Annotated in this window: 15 protein-coding genes, 1 other RNA gene and 1 pseudogene; 14 read left to right on the top strand and 3 right to left on the bottom strand. The window is 29.6% G+C overall.

Annotated features, from left to right (window positions below; translation table 11 throughout):
- The first annotated feature begins 122 nt into the window (after positions 1-122).
- The 8 genes and pseudogenes from B2671_RS17435 (at position 123) to B2671_RS17400 (ending at position 7,425) form a co-directional block, all read left to right on the top strand.
- Positions 123-495, top strand: a pseudogene (locus B2671_RS17435) (ArsR/SmtB family transcription factor).
- Positions 496-602: 107 nt separating this feature from the next.
- Positions 603-3,017 carry a heavy metal translocating P-type ATPase gene (locus B2671_RS17430; RefSeq protein ID WP_346871566.1) on the top strand — a complete coding sequence of 805 codons (2,415 nt, stop codon included), beginning with the start codon at positions 603-605 and terminating at the stop codon, positions 3,015-3,017.
- A 410-nt stretch (positions 3,018-3,427) separates the two neighbouring features.
- Complete coding sequence (locus B2671_RS17425; protein ID WP_346871555.1) at positions 3,428-3,697, top strand: CD3324 family protein; 270 nt, start codon at positions 3,428-3,430, stop codon at positions 3,695-3,697.
- A 177-nt stretch (positions 3,698-3,874) separates the two neighbouring features.
- Positions 3,875-4,288, top strand: coding sequence for a RidA family protein (locus B2671_RS17420; protein WP_346871554.1), 414 nt, complete (start codon positions 3,875-3,877; stop codon positions 4,286-4,288).
- Between the two features lie 144 nt (positions 4,289-4,432).
- Positions 4,433-4,903, top strand: a complete 471-nt coding sequence (locus B2671_RS17415) for a GNAT family N-acetyltransferase (RefSeq protein WP_346871553.1) — start codon at positions 4,433-4,435, stop codon at positions 4,901-4,903.
- Between the two features lie 131 nt (positions 4,904-5,034).
- Complete coding sequence (locus B2671_RS17410; RefSeq protein ID WP_346871552.1) at positions 5,035-5,592, top strand: hypothetical protein; 558 nt, start codon at positions 5,035-5,037, stop codon at positions 5,590-5,592.
- A 147-nt stretch (positions 5,593-5,739) separates the two neighbouring features.
- Positions 5,740-6,396, top strand: coding sequence for an HAD family phosphatase (locus B2671_RS17405; RefSeq protein ID WP_346871551.1), 657 nt, complete (start codon positions 5,740-5,742; stop codon positions 6,394-6,396).
- A gap of 384 nt (positions 6,397-6,780) precedes the next feature.
- Positions 6,781-7,425 carry a hypothetical protein gene (locus B2671_RS17400; protein ID WP_346871550.1) on the top strand — a complete coding sequence of 215 codons (645 nt, stop codon included), beginning with the start codon at positions 6,781-6,783 and terminating at the stop codon, positions 7,423-7,425.
- A 779-nt stretch (positions 7,426-8,204) separates the two neighbouring features.
- On the opposite strand, the gene B2671_RS17395 is transcribed toward B2671_RS17400, so the two are convergent.
- Positions 8,205-8,576, bottom strand: a complete 372-nt coding sequence (locus B2671_RS17395) for a pyridoxamine 5'-phosphate oxidase family protein (protein ID WP_346871549.1) — start codon at positions 8,574-8,576, stop codon at positions 8,205-8,207.
- Positions 8,577-8,782: 206 nt separating this feature from the next.
- On the opposite strand from B2671_RS17395, the gene B2671_RS17390 reads away from it, so the two are divergent.
- The 4 genes from B2671_RS17390 (at position 8,783) to abc-f (ending at position 13,260) form a co-directional block, all read left to right on the top strand.
- Positions 8,783-9,286: an Rrf2 family transcriptional regulator gene (locus B2671_RS17390; protein ID WP_346871548.1), complete on the top strand. Its 504-nt coding sequence runs from the start codon at positions 8,783-8,785 to the stop codon at positions 9,284-9,286.
- Between the two features lie 176 nt (positions 9,287-9,462).
- The gene (locus tag B2671_RS17385) at positions 9,463-10,032 is read left to right on the top strand and encodes an HD domain-containing protein (protein ID WP_346871547.1); all 570 of its coding nucleotides are present in this window, start codon (positions 9,463-9,465) and stop codon (positions 10,030-10,032) included.
- Between the two features lie 142 nt (positions 10,033-10,174).
- Positions 10,175-10,750 carry a GNAT family N-acetyltransferase gene (locus B2671_RS17380; protein ID WP_346871546.1) on the top strand — a complete coding sequence of 192 codons (576 nt, stop codon included), beginning with the start codon at positions 10,175-10,177 and terminating at the stop codon, positions 10,748-10,750.
- A 533-nt stretch (positions 10,751-11,283) separates the two neighbouring features.
- Positions 11,284-13,260: a ribosomal protection-like ABC-F family protein gene (gene abc-f, locus B2671_RS17375; RefSeq protein WP_346871545.1), complete on the top strand. Its 1,977-nt coding sequence runs from the start codon at positions 11,284-11,286 to the stop codon at positions 13,258-13,260.
- Between the two features lie 170 nt (positions 13,261-13,430).
- Here the strand turns inward: abc-f and ssrS are convergent.
- Positions 13,431-13,623, bottom strand: a non-coding RNA gene (gene ssrS / locus B2671_RS17370) — 6S RNA.
- A gap of 287 nt (positions 13,624-13,910) precedes the next feature.
- Between ssrS and B2671_RS17365 the strand changes: the two genes are divergently transcribed.
- The gene (locus tag B2671_RS17365) at positions 13,911-14,906 is read left to right on the top strand and encodes a type II CAAX endopeptidase family protein (protein ID WP_346871544.1); all 996 of its coding nucleotides are present in this window, start codon (positions 13,911-13,913) and stop codon (positions 14,904-14,906) included.
- 228 nt (positions 14,907-15,134) lie between these two features.
- Positions 15,135-16,394 carry a cytochrome P450 gene (locus B2671_RS17360; protein ID WP_346871543.1) on the top strand — a complete coding sequence of 420 codons (1,260 nt, stop codon included), beginning with the start codon at positions 15,135-15,137 and terminating at the stop codon, positions 16,392-16,394.
- Positions 16,395-16,542: 148 nt separating this feature from the next.
- On the opposite strand, the gene B2671_RS17355 is transcribed toward B2671_RS17360, so the two are convergent.
- Positions 16,543-17,100 (bottom strand): hypothetical protein, encoded by a 558-nt coding sequence (locus tag B2671_RS17355; RefSeq protein ID WP_346871542.1) that lies wholly within the window; start codon positions 17,098-17,100, stop codon positions 16,543-16,545.
- Between the last annotated feature and the right edge of the window lie 60 nt (positions 17,101-17,160).

The following is a 17,160-nucleotide window of genomic DNA, read 5'->3' as shown; positions in this document are numbered from 1 at the left end:
TTATTTTAAAAAATATTTTTAAAATTATAATAAAAATATTTGACAAATTTGAAGAAGATACATATACTGAATATATAAACATATGAACATGTGTGCATACATTCTGATGAGGTGATATATAAATGAATAACGAAAATGAAATAATTAGTACCTGTAATTGTAATACTATCCATGAAGATGTGATTAAGAGAGTAAAGGAAACTATTCCAGATGAAGAAGATTTATATGAATTAGCAGATTTATTTAAGGTTTTTGGAGATAGTACAAGAATAAAAATAATTTGTGCATTATTCCAAGCAGAAATGTGTGTTTGTGATATTGCAGCACTACTTGGAATGAACCAATCAGCAATATCCCATCAGTTGAGAGTTCTTAAACAGACTAGGTTGGTAAAGAATAGAAAAGAAGGTAAGGTTGTATACTATNNATTCCTTAGATGATGATCATGTTAAGGGGATATTTGATCAAGGATTAGAACATTTATATGAAAAATAAGGAATTTAGGGGGCATGGGAATGAGTAATAAAGTTTCAAAACCTAACGTTAAAGAAAATAAATCATTACAAATAAAATCTCAATTAAATAATAAATCAAATGCGATTATGGAATCGAGAACAGCGACAAATAAAAACGTTGGAAAGGTAAGAAAACAATTCATTTTGGAAGGGTTAGACTGTGCACATTGTGCATCAAAAATAGAGACAAAACTAAATAGTATTGATGGAATTGCCAATGCATCAGTAAACTTTGTCACTAAAACTTTAACTATGGAATTAGAAGAAATAAGCAAAGTTAATGAATTAGTTGCTTCATCTATAGAGTCAATAAACAAAATTGAATCACATGTAAAAGTTAAAGAAAAGTCTGTAGGAAAGTCTGTAGGAAAGTCAAATAAATTAGTGATAATTCTTAAGGGGTTATGCTGTGCAAATTGCGCATCAAAAATTGAAAAAGAATCTCAAAATATTACTAATGTTAGTAGTGCTGTAGTTGATTTTGTAGCTCAAAAACTTATTCTAGAAGTGGAAAATAATGGCGATAAAGATAACATTGTTGAAATGGTTAAACAAATTGTTAAAAGGATTGAACCTGATGTAAAAGTATATGTTGAAGAAGGAAATCAGAACAGAAAGCAAAGATCCCATGATCATAATCATGATCATGAGCATGAAAATAGCAAAAAGGAATTTGTAAGACTTGGAGTTGGTGCAGCAATTTTTGCCATTGCTACAGCTTTTAAATTTAATTTTTATGTTGAGTTATCATTGTTTTTAGTTAGTTATCTCCTTGTTGGCGGAGAAGTTGTGTTAAGAGCATTGAAAAATATTAGAGGAGGTCAAATTTTTGATGAAAACTTCCTTATGAGTATAGCTACTATAGGAGCTTTTGCTATTGGTGAGTTCCCAGAAGGTGTAGCAGTTATGCTATTCTATCAATTAGGTGAAATATTCCAGGGTATGGCTGTAAATCGCTCAAGAAAATCCATAGCAGAATTAATGGATATAAGACCGGATTTTGCGAACTTAAAAATTGGTAGTGATATTAAAAAGGTATCACCAGAAGAGGTTAATATAGGTGATATTATAGTTGTAAGACCTGGGGAAAAGGTTCCCCTAGATGGTAAAGTAATTGAAGGGAATTCTATGGTAGATACTTCTGCACTTACTGGTGAATCAGTTCCTAGAGAGGTAGAAGTAGGAGATGATGTACTAGGCGGAGTTATTAATAAAAATGGGCTTTTAACTATAGAAGTAGAAAAAGAATTTGGAGATTCTACTATTGCTAAGATACTTGATTTAGTTCAAAATGCAAGTAGTAAAAAAGCTCCCACAGAAAACTTTATAACAAAATTTGCAAGATATTATACACCTGCTGTGGTTTTCTCTGCATTAGCATTAGCTATATTACCACCACTATTTATAAGTGGAGCTACCTTCTCAGAGTGGATATATAGAGCATTAGCCTTTTTAGTAGTATCTTGCCCATGTGCTTTAGTTGTATCTATTCCCCTTGGTTTCTTTGGTGGTATAGGTGGAGCTTCAAAAAATGGAATACTTGTTAAAGGTGGAAACTATCTTGAGGCGTTAAATAATGTAGAAGTTGTAGTATTTGATAAGACTGGAACATTAACTAAGGGTGTATTTAAGGTGACAGAAATACAACCTCAAGGCAATGTATCAATGGATGAACTTATCACTTATGCAGCCTTTGCTGAGAGCTTTTCTAATCATCCAATAGCAACTTCTATTGTTAAAGCATATAGTAAGGAAGTAGCAAATGAATCAATTGAAAATTATGAAGAGATTTCAGGACATGGTGTAAAAGCTACTGTTTTAGGAAAAGAAGTTTTAGCAGGTAATTATAAGTTAATGAATAAAGAAAATATATCCTATGCACAAGTTGAAACTATAGGTACTGTAGTGCATGTTGCTGTTAATAAAGAGTATGCAGGGTATATAGTTATTTCAGATGAAGTGAAAGAAGATTCAGCTAAGGCAATTAAAGCTTTAAAAGAAATTGGTGTTAGAAAAACTGTTATGCTTACAGGAGATAATAAAGTTGTTGGAACTAAAGTTGCCAAGCAATTAGGGTTAGATGAAGTTTATTCAGAGTTATTACCAGATCAAAAGGTTGAAAAAGTAGAAGTATTAGATAAAGAAAAATCCTCTAAAGGTAAGTTAATATTTGTTGGCGATGGAATAAATGATGCTCCAGTTTTAGCAAGAGCAGATATCGGCATAGCTATGGGTGGTATCGGTTCAGATGCGGCAATAGAAGCTGCTGACGTTGTAATAATGACTGATGAACCTTCAAAGATTGCTTCTGCAATAAAAATAGCTAAGAAAACAAGATCAATAGTTATGCAAAATATTGTCTTTGCTTTAGGTATTAAAGCAATAATATTAGTACTTGTAGCTCTTGGATTAGGAACTATGTGGGAGGCTGTATTTGGTGATGTAGGTGTAACACTAATTGCGGTACTAAACTCTATGAGAGCAATGAAAACAGAGCAATAGCTTAATTCTTAATCCTCAATATCCTTAAATAGCGTAACAAATATATAATTAAATAACGTATCCATAATACCGTATTATTCAATATGAATATGCGGTATTTTTGTTTTGTAGTTCAAATATATTATGCAATTTGTAGGATTTGCGAACTAGATAATAAATTATGTTCTTTGAAAATTGCGTATCGTCTTAATAAATAATATAATTGACTTAATACAAATAGGGAGTGTGATATAATGAATATTAATCTCATGGATAGAAAAATGCTTAAAATACTCTGTGCAAAGTCTGTAGGTATGAGTTTGGGCGACAATTTGCACAGAGATAGATTTTAGTCGCTTTTCATAAATAAATTCATACATATACAGGCTTTGTTTCCTTAATTAAATATTAAATTTAAGGAAGTGAGCTTTATGAAATATGTAAGAATTGATAGAATATTACCAGATGATTTAGTTAAAGAAATTCAAAAGTACATTCAAGGTGAATATATATATGTCCCTTCCCCTCCTGAAAAGAGAAAAAGATGGGGTGAAAAATCTAAAAGCCGAGATTATATAAAAGCTAGAAATGCAAAGATATTAAACCAATATATAGGTGGGCAATCAATTAGCAATCTTGCTGAAGAATTCTTCCTTTCATATAGTAGTATTAAGAAAATTGTATATAAAAAGGATAAGTAATCAAAAGCTACCACTCTTGTAATGTGTGGTAGCTTTTGTATAAAAGATGATATAGAAACGATTATTATCTTTCTTATAAAATATAGAAGCTTTAAAATGATATTGAACATAAAATTCATTTTAAAAATGAATTTGTAATTATTCTCGTAGATATTAGAACAAAAGGAGAGAGTCAAAATGAATAAAAAAATATCATTAATTCATTCTACAAATTTAGCTCCAGTAGATTATGCTTATGCTGGACGTATACCTTCAGGAATGGACTTATTATTTTTGGCGGGTGCATGTCCCATTAATAAAGACGGAGAAGTACCCAATTTGAGTGATTATGAGCTTCAGGCAAAACTTTGTGTAGAGAATTTGAAGGAAGCACTGAAGGACTGTGGGGCCACTTTGGAAGACGTTGTATATACCAGAGTTCTTGTAGCATCTCAAAATCAGTCAGATTTGGTAACTGCATGGGAAACAATAAGAAAAGAGTTTGGTAATCATGATGTTCCAAGCACCTTATCTGGAGTTACAGTATTAGGATATACAAATCAATTGGTAGAAATTGAAGCAGTAGCAGCAGTGGAAAATAATACAAAATGATTGAAGTATAGAGTTTAATGAGGTGCTTTTTATATATGAACAAACATTTTATTGTAATTATGTACAATAAGTTTGTAGTGTTAAAACTACAAATTAACCGTATTAATACAATATATAACAACTTGCAAAGGAGGAGGGGATATTTTGAATTATGTTTTTATTCCTATGAATAAAGAATATTCAAATGAGATTGCATTTAATTGGAAGTATAATGGAGTATATTCATTCTATGACATAATAGCTGACGAAGATGATTTAAAGGAATTTCTTAATGAAGATAATTGGGAAGGGCATTATTTCTCGGTTCTTAATGATGAATGTGAGTTAGTTGCTTATTACTCATACTGCTTTGAAGGTGGTATTATGTGGATAGGGTTTGGTCTAAAGCCTGAATTAACTGGGAGAGGGATCGGAACTGAATTTGTAGTTGCAGGTATTAACTTTGGGATAAAAGAATTTGAGTATAAGCAAAATTATATTATGTTGGCAGTTGCTTCATTTAATAAGCGAGCAATAAAAGTATATGAGAACATAGGCTTCCAGTTTGTAGAGAAGTATATGCAAAAAACAAATGGTGGAGAGTTTGAGTTTATTAAGATGAAAAAATTAATATAAATAACGTGGAAGAAAAGATTTGAAGTTATATTGTAACCTATTGAGAACTAGTGACCTTTTAAATTCGTATATAATTTAGATTTATTTATGGTATAAGTTTAAATATTAGATATATGAAAGGGGTCAAATCAATGAAAAAAATTATTATAGGAATTTTAGCTCTATGCATTATTGGAGCTATAGCCGTAGCTATATATGTATCACATACAAATACAAATATTTCCATTTGCAAGGAAACTGCTAACCCAATACAGAATGATAATAATCAGTACACTGAAGAAGAGGTTAAACGTGTTAAATTGTATGTTGCAGTTATGAGTGCAGCCTTTCAAATAGAGAATGTAGGAAACGCCTTTATTGCTGTACAAAAAGATACATTAGACGGACTTATAGAAGAAAAGGCAAAGGAGAATGTACTTGAAGGACTTAAAAGTCTATCAGAAAATGTATATTGGTATGAAGATGTTAAAGATGATAAATCACTTTTTGAATTTGATGACAATGGCATGATGTCAAGAACTTTAAATGGAACAATGCTTTCAATTAAAGTAGAGCAATTTAAGAATAATAAAGCTGTGGTTGAAGCTACTTCCTGGTTTGGCAACTTAGGAGCAGTTTTCCCAAAATATAAAGCGGTCTATAAAAATGGTCAATGGGAATTAGAAGTTATAAGCATGTCTATATCATAACAATATTAGTGAATAATTTTAATAGATACTGAATTAAAGCATCTCTTTAAGGAGGTGCTTTTTAATATACAGTCATACATATTATTGTAATTATGTTATAATAAGTTTACAATTGTATAACTTATATTTTAGGATGGTGTATTTAGAATGAAAAATTTGAAACTTGTTTGTTTTGACTTGGATGATACTCTCATTAGAGAAATTCATTCCGTTATGTTGCCATGCATTCTAAATGGGAAAGAAAAAGAGCACTCTCTCATTCAAGAACAGGAAGAAAAAGGACTGCTTGACTATATATCAGCAGATTACCTTAGATCAGAATTGCTTTTAGGTCTTGAAGAACGTAAAATCGCTCAATCTTTTTTAGAGATTGCAAAACCTTTAAAAAATATCAAGAGTGTAGTTGAAGCATTACATGAACAAAATATTAAATGTATTGTTATTACTGTCGGTCCAAAGCAAGTAGCCAAAGTTGTATGTGATATTTGGGGATTTGATTATTATTATGGTAGTGATTATGAAGTGGTTGAAGGAGTATTTACTGGAAAAATTCTTAATTACATTGGGGCGGAACAAAAAATTGAGTGTTTACAAGATTTTTGTAGTAACAATAGTATTAAACCCGAAGAATGCATTGCTGTAGGTGATGGTTCAACAGATATTCCAATTTTTCAATACTGTGGAGGCTCTATCGCAATAAACAGCTCACCGAAAGTTAAAAAGAGTGCAATGTATGTAGTTGATACAGACGATTTAACGGACATTCTTAAGAGAATAGAGCTGGCAGATAGCTTTTATCACTAACATAGTTCTAATATAACAAACTAAATATTGTAATTATGTTACAATAAGTTTGTATAACTATATTTATAAATGAAAATTGTAAATTAGTACGAACATTATTCAATTAAATAAGAGCGATATACATTGAATAAACCCTAATATATATTGAAAATTTTAAGGTGGTAAAAGAATGCGGATATTTCAAACATGTTTTTTTATAATTGGAATCATATTCTGGTTAATAATAGGACTTATAATAGTACTAAATTCTAATTGGCTTTTAGGCATTAAAAAAATACAACGAAAGAAAAACATAGATATAATTATTTAGAAAGTTTTTCTAAAAGAAAAAGATGGGATATAAGTAAGGTTAGTCCATGGAAAGTTATTTGGTTTATAATTGTTATGGGCATAACAATTTACTTTCTTAAACCGAACTTTCTTGATATTCCTCAATTAATAACTGGAAAACTAAATTATGTCACTGGGGAAGTAGTAGAAATAAAACATTATAGCAAAGACCTAACAGACTATGTTTATCTGTCTACAGGAGAAGAGGTTGAATTTTTCTTTTCATCTGGTGTAAGTAAATATGATTTTTATAAAATAGGATATCTAACCCATACCCATAAAGCAATTTATTGTGAGAAAATCGTTTTGGGCAGTAATAATGAAAAGGCAGGAAAAGTTATAGGGTTTCCTTTTAAAGATATCTTGTTGTTCCTTGCTATACTAGGTGCAATATTCTTTTTAGCTTTTATTTCACCATTTATTAAATTGAAAGTATTCATACCAACAAATATAATTGCCATTCCGACATTTGCTTATTATTTTACGAAATATGGAATGCAAAATGGTATTTGGTTTTCGTTTAAAAATGAAGGCATATTTGGTTTAATTATAGGCATTATATTTTCATTAATGATATTTTTTATATATTTACTTGAAAAACGACAGTCCGATGATTTCTATAAAACTTATTTTTGTGCTCAATTATTTTCGATTTGTGAAATAGGATTACTTATATGTGTAGTGTTTAATTTGGACTAAAATAAACTAATACTAAAAGAATATTTTTAAACTATATATCAGATAAGTATTTCACAGTATTGCTCGGCTTTTAAATGACAAGTTAAAATCTAATTACTTCATATTTTTCTTATCTTGTCTATAAGTCAAGTAAGATATTAAAATAAAAAAATTATACTTTTACCTAATTTAGAACACATCTAGGTATATACATAACTATTTACATAGGTAAAAATGTATATAGAGAACTATTTAAATATAAAAATATGAACCTATTTAACTATAGAAATATTTAACTATTAAACTAGTTGTTGTCGCCATACGGGTTTCAGAGGTTTTCATATTTTGAAAGTGGGATTTAATATACCTAAAAATGAAAAATATAGAATGTTGGAGGTTAATCTATGTTACATCTTGAAAAGGTTAAAATTGAAGATGCTCATAATATCATAGAGGTTAGAAGACTTGCTTATACAGATGAAAGCATTAGATTTGGTGAAAGTAAAGGATAATATTTGACAAACAGAGGGTAGCATTTATTATGAAAAGAGTGTAGAACACTAATTTCTATTTGGTGAGAAATTCTAATAGTTAGCTATTGCTCATTTGACAGCCCAGGTAGCATTTAGTTTTGGTAGAGGTCCAATTTTAATTAGATAATATTTTGTATGAAACATTTTTTTATTTTTGAATTAAAAAGTTAGAAAGAAGATGTAAAATTATATAAAAAATAAGTCCTAGAACTAATTCTAGGACTTGATTTTTCTTGGCATATTTTCTCTGATTGAGTTTAATATTCTTTACAGTGTTTGTTTGCATGAGGTAACTGTAACTTCTAATGTTCTTGTAAGGAATGGGCATTTTTCTTTCATCTTGTTAAAGTTATCTCCATCTTTTAGGAATTTGGCGGTTCCTTCAAGTAAAAATCCAGTTCCCATATATTTGTAGCCCATTACTTCCTTACTACCAAGAGTCAATTTAACTTTAGGGTTAGCATTAATATTTTCTTCTGTTTTAATCATAGCTGCTGCAGGAATTAAGATTTTATTTTCTTCTACAACAATTAAATAACTGTTCCATGTATTAGCGACATGAGCTGCATTATTTGCACAAGTAACAATAGAAACTACTCCTTCATGATTTAGTACCTCGAAAAATTTATCTGTAAACATTTCACATTCCTTCTTTCTTATAAATTATGGATAATAATTATCGCGGATAATATTTATCTTTAATAAGAATATAATTTTTTTTCCCTTTTGTCAATGGAGATATTTTGTAAGAGAGTATATATTTAATGGAACATGATTATCTTGAAGAAGAATAAATAATAGGATATTATTAATAAAAGACTATATATATCAAAGGAGTATGAAAAATGAAATTTTCAGTAGGAGTAGAATATGCAATACATTGTTTATTATATATGGTAAATTTAGAAGAAGGTAAATCTGTGGGAATAAAGGATTTGGCGGCATTTCAAGGTATCTCAGAAACTTACTTATCAAAAGTATATGCAAAATTAAGTAAGTCAGGAATTGTAAAATCTATACCAGGTGTAAAAGGTGGTTATGCGCTAGCTCGTAGTGCAGGAGAAATAACATTTTGGGATGTTGTTGAAGCAGTAGAAGGAACTGAATCATTTTTTCAATGTGCAGAAATTAGACAAAAAAATATATTATTAGATAAAGAGAATTTGCCAGATACACATACCAAATGTCCTTGTTTAATAAAAGTTGTAATGTTAGAAGCAGAAGATGAAATGAAAAAATATTTAAATAATAAGACATTGGCATGGCTATATGATGAGGTGTATAATAAAAAGCTTCCAAAAGATGTGGAAAAAGCAACAATTGAATGGTTTAGTAATAAAAGAAAATAAAATAAGGTGAACTACACCTTATTTCATTTCCATATTTTAGATTTTTTTCATTATATTTTAGGAAATCTATAATTTAAATTAACTTCATTTATTTACTTTTAGCCAAATAGACGTGGTCTTATTTATATGTGTTTGTTATAATATTCCATAAATAAAAATTCTAGGGGGAACTTCGTATGAATACAGCAACATTTCTAGAAATATTAACAGTAGCAGAAAAACTAAAATGCAATACTAGGCACTCATGGACATCGAGCGGACGCCATGAAAGTGTAGCAGAACATAGCTGGCGTACTGCATTAATGGCATTATTAATGCGTGATGAATTTCCAGAGATTGATATGAACAAGGTAATTCGTATGTGTTTGATTCATGATTTAGGTGAAGCCTTTACTGGTGATATTCCTACATTTGAGAAGAAAGAAGAAGATAGTGAAAAAGAGGATGAGATGTTTTTCCAATGGATCGCAACCTTCCATACTCCTTATCGTGAGGAATTCACAGAACTTTTAAAGGAAATGAATGAACTTAAGACTGATGAAGCAAAGCTTTACAAAGCCTTAGATAATTTAGAAGCAGTCATTCAACATAACGAGGCGGATATTAGTACTTGGATTCCGCTAGAATATGACTTGCAACTTACTTATGGTGCGGATAAGGTGGAATTCTCTCCTTATTTAAGAGAGCTGAAGAAAGAAATTGACCAAAGAACGAAAGAAAAAGTAGCTCATAAGAATGAAGCTTAGTTTTTTAGAATAAATAACAGTGACTTATAGGGTGAATTTTTATTCACCCTATAAAATTATCATTGAACTTTTTATATATTGAGTTATAATTAGGTAAAGTTGTAATTTACCTAAAAATATAATTTTAAAAGGAGTAGTTGTTGTGAGAAAGCTTTTGTTAATAGGTGAAAGAATTTATTTGGAAACACTTACAACCAAAGTTAGTGCAAAGACCCTTCAAGAAAACATAAATGATTTTGATCAGACAAGATATATGCATGAAGTTCCATACCCATATACTTTAGAAGATGCTGAAAGTTATATAAAATACTTAAATTCTATAAAAGATGATTCTTGCATTGAACTGGGTATTTTCAATAGAAATACAGATGACTTTATAGGAGTTGTTTCCTTAAGTAATATTAATTATCAATATGAAAATGGAGAAATTGGATATTGGATAAGAAAAAAATTTTGGAATAAGGGTTATACCAAAGAAGCAGCTCAAATGCTTATTAGGTATGCATTTCAGGAACTAAAGTTAACTAGGATATATGCAACTTTACAAAAGGAGAATACAGGCTCTTTAGCTTTATTAACCAGTTTAGGATTTCAAGTAGAAGGATTAATGAGAAAAAGTGTTAAAAATAAGGGGAAACTAGTTGATAGATATATGTGTTCACTCCTTAGAGAAGAATATGATGATACCAATGAAAATGCACAAAAAATCATAGTATAGATCTTAAATTGGTGGATTTAAATAGCTATGTTGATACAATTTTTAAATGTATTTACATAATATATTAAAAATGGTATAATAAAAAAAACACCAAGAGGAGGAAGTAAGTTATGAAACCAGCTATTTGCTAATATTAATTTTAATTTAATAATTAATATATTTTATAATGAGTTTTAATTTACCTAATTATATTTAGGTTTTATTGTTATGCTCTTTATGGAATAAGGCATTTAGAAGGTAACTTACTTTATTGAAATTAAATACTGTAATTTATAATATTTCAATAAGCTTTAACTATTGGAGAAAAAGCTTTGAAGAGTTATATAATGGGATATATAGCATAATAATATGTTTTTAACTTATATCTTGTTTAAGTAAATTATAATAGTATTAGAGTATTTCTGACTGTAAGAAGAAACCATCTTCTTACAGTTTTTTTATTATTTAAAAATAAAAAGTTATAATAATTAAGGTGTTTTTGTGCCTATCCATGAAATGCATAATTAGAATTATGGATGGAAGAAGGAATTTTTATGTTCGAATTAACATTAAATGGTGTAAAAAAATATATGGATGCAACTCTTGTTCTTAAAAATATAACCTTTCAGATTTATTCAGGAGAAAAAGTTGGTATAGTAGGGGTTAATGGAAGTGGAAAGAGTACTGTTCTTAAGTTAATAGCAGGAGTGTTACCAATGAATTATTGTATTGGGTATCCTGGAGCTACAAGTCCAGGATATGATGAAGGTTTTATTTGTAAGCCTAGAGAAGCTACTTGTGCATACCTTGAGCAAATTCCTAAGTATGAAGATGGCATAAAGGTTATTGATGTTCTAAAATTAGCTTTTGAAGAAGTTTATAGCATAGAGAATAAAATGCGCGAATTAGAAGAAAGAATGAAGTTTTTAGAAGATAATAATTTAGAAAAAGCTTTAAAGCAGTATAGCCAATTAGTTGAATTATATGAAGTTAAAGATGGATACAATACAGAAGAAAAATTAAGTAGGATTTGTACGGGGTTAAAATTAGATGAAAGCTTTTTAAATAAAGAGTTTAATTTATTAAGTGGCGGTGAAAAAACTACGGTTGTCCTTGGCAAACTGCTCATAGATAACCCAGATATATTACTACTAGATGAGCCTACAAATCATCTGGATATGGAATCGACTGAATGGCTTGAAGCTTATCTTAAAAACTACAATGGTATTGTAATTATTGTTTCTCATGATAGATACTTTTTAGATAATGTGGTAACAAAGATTATAAAAATAGAGGATATGGAAAGTAAGACTTATAAAGGAAATTATTCTGATTTTGCAAAGCAAAAGGAAGAGAATATCCTTGAACAATTTCACCAATATAAGGAGCAGCAAAAGGAGATTAAGAATGTACAGAACGCTATAAAGGAGTTAAGGGATTGGGCAGCTAGGGTAGATAATAATAAATTCTTTAAACGAGCTGCTAGTCTACAAAAAAAGCTTGATAAAATGAAAAGTAGTGATACTGAAAGTAATAAATTTTATCGAACCAGAGGTCAATATGTAAGAACTGAAAAACCAAAGTTTGAAAAAAAGAATATGAAGCTTAACTTTAAAGATGGTGAAAGATCTGGTAATGAGACAATTAAAGCTGAAGGACTTTCTAAATCTTTTGATGATAAGGTTATTTTAAGAGATGTAGATTTATTGATTCATTTCGGTGAAAGAGCAGCGTTAATAGGCCCAAACGGTAGTGGTAAAACTACTTTCTTGAAAATGCTTTTAGATGAAGAAAAGCCAGATTCTGGTGTAGTGGAATTAGGTGCTAATGTAATGGCTGCATATTTACCACAGAAAATTACCTTTAAAAATGAGGAGTTTACTGTACTAGAGTGCTTTAGAGAAGATATTTCAATACTTGAAGGTCAAGCACGTGAATATCTATCAAAATTCATGTTTTATGGGAATAGTGTATTTAAAAAAGTAAAGCATTTATCTGGGGGAGAGAGAATAAGACTAAAACTTGGTAAGCTATTATATGAAGACGTGAATTTATTGATATTGGATGAGCCTACTAATCATCTTGATATTGACTCCATAGAAAACTTCGAAGAAGCTCTAGAAGACTTTAAAGGAACTATATTCTTCATATCCCACGATAGATATTTTATTAATAAAATAAGTGAAAGAGTAATTTCCATTGAAGATAATAGTTTTAAAAGCTATCCTGGAAATTATAATTATTATAAAAATGTAAAAGAGCAGCTTAAGCTACAAGAGATTAAAGAGCCCGTGATAAAACAGGAAAAAGTTAAGAAACCTAAAAAGGTTGATGAGGATAAACAGAAGGAAGTGGAAAAGGCTAGGGTTGAAAGAATCATTGAAGGCCTTGAAAATGAAATAAAGGATATTGATGTAACCATGACTGATGACAAGTTGGATTATGAAGAGCTTAATAAGTTATACTGCAAAAAAGAAGAGTTAAGTAGTAAGCGTGATGAAGCTATGGAATTGTGGGTAAGTTTAAATTAATACCTATAGGTAACTGTAATTAGATTAGTGGAAAGTTGTAGAAATCGTTATCTAGGGACGTAACTTCTCTTTACTCCCATTTTGAAGAAGATGGGAGTATTAGAGCTGATAGTCATCGGATAAAACAAAAAGCCAATGCTTAAGACTATAAGCTTGGCTTAAATTTTAATATAAAATCCAAAATACCGGTACTCTAATTTTGAAGCCTATCTCACGATAGGTGGGTGTCCTCACAGATGTCTCAATCGCCCTCAATGCCGTGAAAAGGACTCACAAGAAGGTACATTTCCTCATTTAAATATTGAACTCCCTAAAATTAAATGTAGGTTCAAAATAAGAGCTTAACGCATATTCCAGAAATTTAACTTTTTATTTATTAGTGATTTCCTTGATGTGAGATTATAATATCATATTTTAGTTTAATGTACAACATATTTTTTAAGGTAAATTAATCCTATAATGTTTTACTTTAATTTAAGGTAAATACCATGATTTGTATATATTTAGTAATTTTGATATAATGAAGTTGTTGAATATTTATGTTTTTTATTTATTATATTTTAAGGTAGTAACTTAGTTATATAATGAAATTATATAACTATTCATATAACTTATCTTAGTATAACAGCATTAAATATAAGGAGAGTATTATGGAAAATTTGGATAAGCAACACAGTGGCAAAGGCAATATTATTATATTCTTTATAGTATGTTTTGGAATGACAGCACTAATGGGATTTTTAATGGCTTTGGCATATTCTAAAGGGGCTGTAGGTGCATTTCCACTTGTACAAATGTATTACCCAGCCATGGGAGTTATGTTGGCATTTTTATGTAACAAGGAAATAAGAACCAGAGCACCTAAAAAATTTTTTGGAGTATTTTTGATTTTCTCAATGGTATCAGTAATTATACTTTCTATACAGACCTTTACTGGATATGGTGAGCCAGAGATTGTAGCTGGAATATTAGTCACAGCAGGAAGTTTTCTGGGACTTATTATGCTAGGTATTGAAGATAGCAAAACCAGGGCAGAATTTGGACTTAGCATAAAAAAGAATGGTAAGAAATCATTATTCTATATTCTTCTTTTTGTTGTACTTTACTTATTAGCAAATTTAATATCCTGTGTTATAAGTGGATCTCTTGATGATTTTTTTACATTCCTTAATTATCCTACTATTTTTAAATTACTTCTACTTTTACCTTTAAATTTTTTATTTACTTACTTTCTTTTCTTTGGAGAGGAATATGGATGGAGGTATTTCTTACAACCAGTACTTCAGGACAAGTTCGGTAAAAAAAGGGGGGTGCTTTTACTTGGAGTAATTTGGGGACTTTGGCATTTCCCAATAAATTTATTTTATTATAGTCCAGAGACATCTTTTTATAGCATAGTTACTCAACTTATAGTTTGTATCTGTTACTCTGTTTTCTTTGGCTATGTATATCTTAAAACTGAAAATATTTGGGCTGTGTCCATGATACATTATTTAAACAATAATCTTGGTTTTCTACTCTTTGGTGCGAATGGTTCAAATGTTGTAATTAGGTGGCAAGATGTCCTTTTGTCCTTTGTGATTTTTAGTATTATTTATTTGCCATTTTTAGCTACAAAAGAATATAGAAAGAGAACTCATATTTGAGAAGAAATAAATAGGAATATATAAAGATACCCACCCAAACTACATAGGTGTATATCTTTATATTTATCTTTAATGTACACTAATAGTTATAGTAAAAAGCCAGTGCTTATGATTTTAAATTAAGCATTGGCTTTATAATTTTCAAATAAAAATCTATTGAATTTGAGTATTACGAATATTTTTAGATAGTATGGGAAATATAGGTGGATAGAAAGGGGTAGATAGTAGATGATAATAGATGAAGTTGATAAAAAAGATAAAGATATAGAGAGTTTTTTTAATTTATCTCGAGAAGGATATATGTTTATAAAAAATAGAATGGATCAGTATAAGACTAATATTTTTGAGACTCGACTATTAGGAAAAAAAGTTATTTGCATTAGTGGGGGAGAAGGAGCAAAAATATTTTATGACCAAGAACGATTTAAAAAAAATAATGCATTACCCAAACGAGTACAAAAAACATTATTTGGTATGAATGCCATTCAAACAATGGATGGAGAAGACCATCTTCATAGAAAGAAACTTTTCATGGTCTTAATGACACCATTCCATGGGGAACAATTAGCAAAGCTTGTATCAGAGGATTTGGAGGCTAGTATTGATAAGTGGAAAGTCAATGATGAAGTCATACTTTTTCAAGAATCTAAAGAGATTTTATGTAGAGTTGCATGCAAGTGGGCTGGAGTTCCGCTAATAGAATCTGATGTTAAAGAGAGAGCTGAGGATTTTAGTGCAATGGTTGATGCATTTGGAGCAGTTAGACCACGCTACTGGAAAGGCAGAATTGCAAGAAATAAAGCTGAAGAGTGGATAGTTGGTATAATAAAAGATGTACGATCTTACAAGTTAAAGGTAGAAGAAGATTCAGCACTTTATGCAATGGCTTTTCATAAAGATCTTCATGGTAAAGAACTTAGTGACGAAATGGCAGCAATAGAACTTATAAACGTACTAAGACCCATTGTTGCTATTTCAACTTTTATTACCTTTACAGCTTTAGCTCTATATAAACACCCAGAATATAAAGAAAAGCTATTAAAAGGTGGTAGTGATTATCTTGAAATGTTCATACAAGAAGTGCGCCGCTACTATCCATTTACACCTTTTCTTGGTGGGATAGTAAAAAATAATTTTAATTGGAATAATTATGAATTTAAAGAAGGAATGCTTGTATTACTTGATGTATATGGCACGAATCACGATTCTAGAATTTGGGATAAACCCTATGAGTTTTGCCCAGAGCGTTTTAAGGAATGGGAAGGTAACTTATTTGATTTCATACCTCAAGGTGGAGGTAATCCCTTTAAGGGACATCGCTGTCCTGTGGAGAATATCACTGTGGAAATAATGAAAGCATACCTTGATTTTCTTGTTAACAAAATTGAGTTTGAAACTACTGATCAAGATTTAACTTATAGTTTAGTAAGAATGCCTACATTACCTAAAAGTGGATTTGTAATTAGGAATGTGCGAAGAAAATCATAGGATTTTAATAAATGTTGAGCATGTACTAGCAATAATACTAAATTACATGCTCAACACTTTATAAAGAATAGTGAATTATTTTAAGACTAAATATATAAGTCGTTTACAGATACCAAGGTGTTAATAAATACTTTTTTATTAAGAAATTTTATGAGGTAATAAAACTGTCTTTACAACTACTTAAATATTTCATGGTTTTTACTAAGAAAACTATACCAAAAATAAATATCGCTAACACATATAAGATATTTATTACAGGTATAAATATTACTATAAAAGCTAATATAGTAGCAATAGTTAATTCTTTATATTGATTCCATCTGTTATCAGCTTCTTCAGCTAACAAATGTTTATCATGATTGTTAAGCATTTCTTTCATCCCCATGAATAAATTGTATATTACATATAAGGTTAATATTAAGGAAGCTAATCCTACTAGAATACCAAATGGTCCTAAAATTCCAAAGGTGATACCACTATTATTGTTTTTAACTTCATATATTGAAAAAATAGAAAGTATTATGGTAAAGATATTTAATGTTGAAGCCTTTGAAAAATGTTGGCTATGCTCTTTAAGCTGACTAAATGCCATAGCAAATAGTATAAATCCAATTACATCAGGAAAAATATCAAAGCCACAAATTTTAAAGTCTAGCATGATAAATAAGAAGCCCCAAGATAATTTATTAAATCCATTCTCTATCATTTTATTCACCCCTTCTTATTTTTTATAGACTATACCAATACCCCTTTTTTTCCATAAGTT

The sequence above is a fragment of the Clostridium sp. UBA5119 genome (assembly GCF_002414285.1).
GTDB lineage: Bacteria > Bacillota > Clostridia > Clostridiales > Clostridiaceae > Clostridium_J > Clostridium_J sulfidigenes.
Note: the sequence above shows the minus strand (reverse complement) of the source record. Positions and strands in the feature narration are given on the sequence as shown.

Excerpts from the sequence above, each read along its gene's own strand:
- B2671_RS17430 (WP_346871566.1), top strand. The coding sequence starts at position 603 with ATGGAATCGAGAACAGCGACAAATAAAAACGTTGGAAAGGTAAGAAAA.
- B2671_RS17425 (WP_346871555.1), top strand. The coding sequence starts at position 3,428 with ATGAAATATGTAAGAATTGATAGAATATTACCAGATGATTTAGTTAAA.
- B2671_RS17420 (WP_346871554.1), top strand. The coding sequence starts at position 3,875 with ATGAATAAAAAAATATCATTAATTCATTCTACAAATTTAGCTCCAGTA.
- B2671_RS17410 (WP_346871552.1), top strand. The coding sequence starts at position 5,035 with ATGAAAAAAATTATTATAGGAATTTTAGCTCTATGCATTATTGGAGCT.
- B2671_RS17405 (WP_346871551.1), top strand. The coding sequence starts at position 5,740 with ATGAAAAATTTGAAACTTGTTTGTTTTGACTTGGATGATACTCTCATT.
- B2671_RS17400 (WP_346871550.1), top strand. The coding sequence starts at position 6,781 with ATGGGCATAACAATTTACTTTCTTAAACCGAACTTTCTTGATATTCCT.
- B2671_RS17395 (WP_346871549.1), bottom strand. The coding sequence starts at position 8,576 with ATGTTTACAGATAAATTTTTCGAGGTACTAAATCATGAAGGAGTAGTT.
- B2671_RS17390 (WP_346871548.1), top strand. The coding sequence starts at position 8,783 with ATGAAATTTTCAGTAGGAGTAGAATATGCAATACATTGTTTATTATAT.
- B2671_RS17385 (WP_346871547.1), top strand. The coding sequence starts at position 9,463 with ATGAATACAGCAACATTTCTAGAAATATTAACAGTAGCAGAAAAACTA.
- abc-f (WP_346871545.1), top strand. The coding sequence starts at position 11,284 with ATGTTCGAATTAACATTAAATGGTGTAAAAAAATATATGGATGCAACT.
- B2671_RS17365 (WP_346871544.1), top strand. The coding sequence starts at position 13,911 with ATGGAAAATTTGGATAAGCAACACAGTGGCAAAGGCAATATTATTATA.
- B2671_RS17360 (WP_346871543.1), top strand. The coding sequence starts at position 15,135 with ATGATAATAGATGAAGTTGATAAAAAAGATAAAGATATAGAGAGTTTT.
- B2671_RS17355 (WP_346871542.1), bottom strand. The coding sequence starts at position 17,100 with ATGATAGAGAATGGATTTAATAAATTATCTTGGGGCTTCTTATTTATC.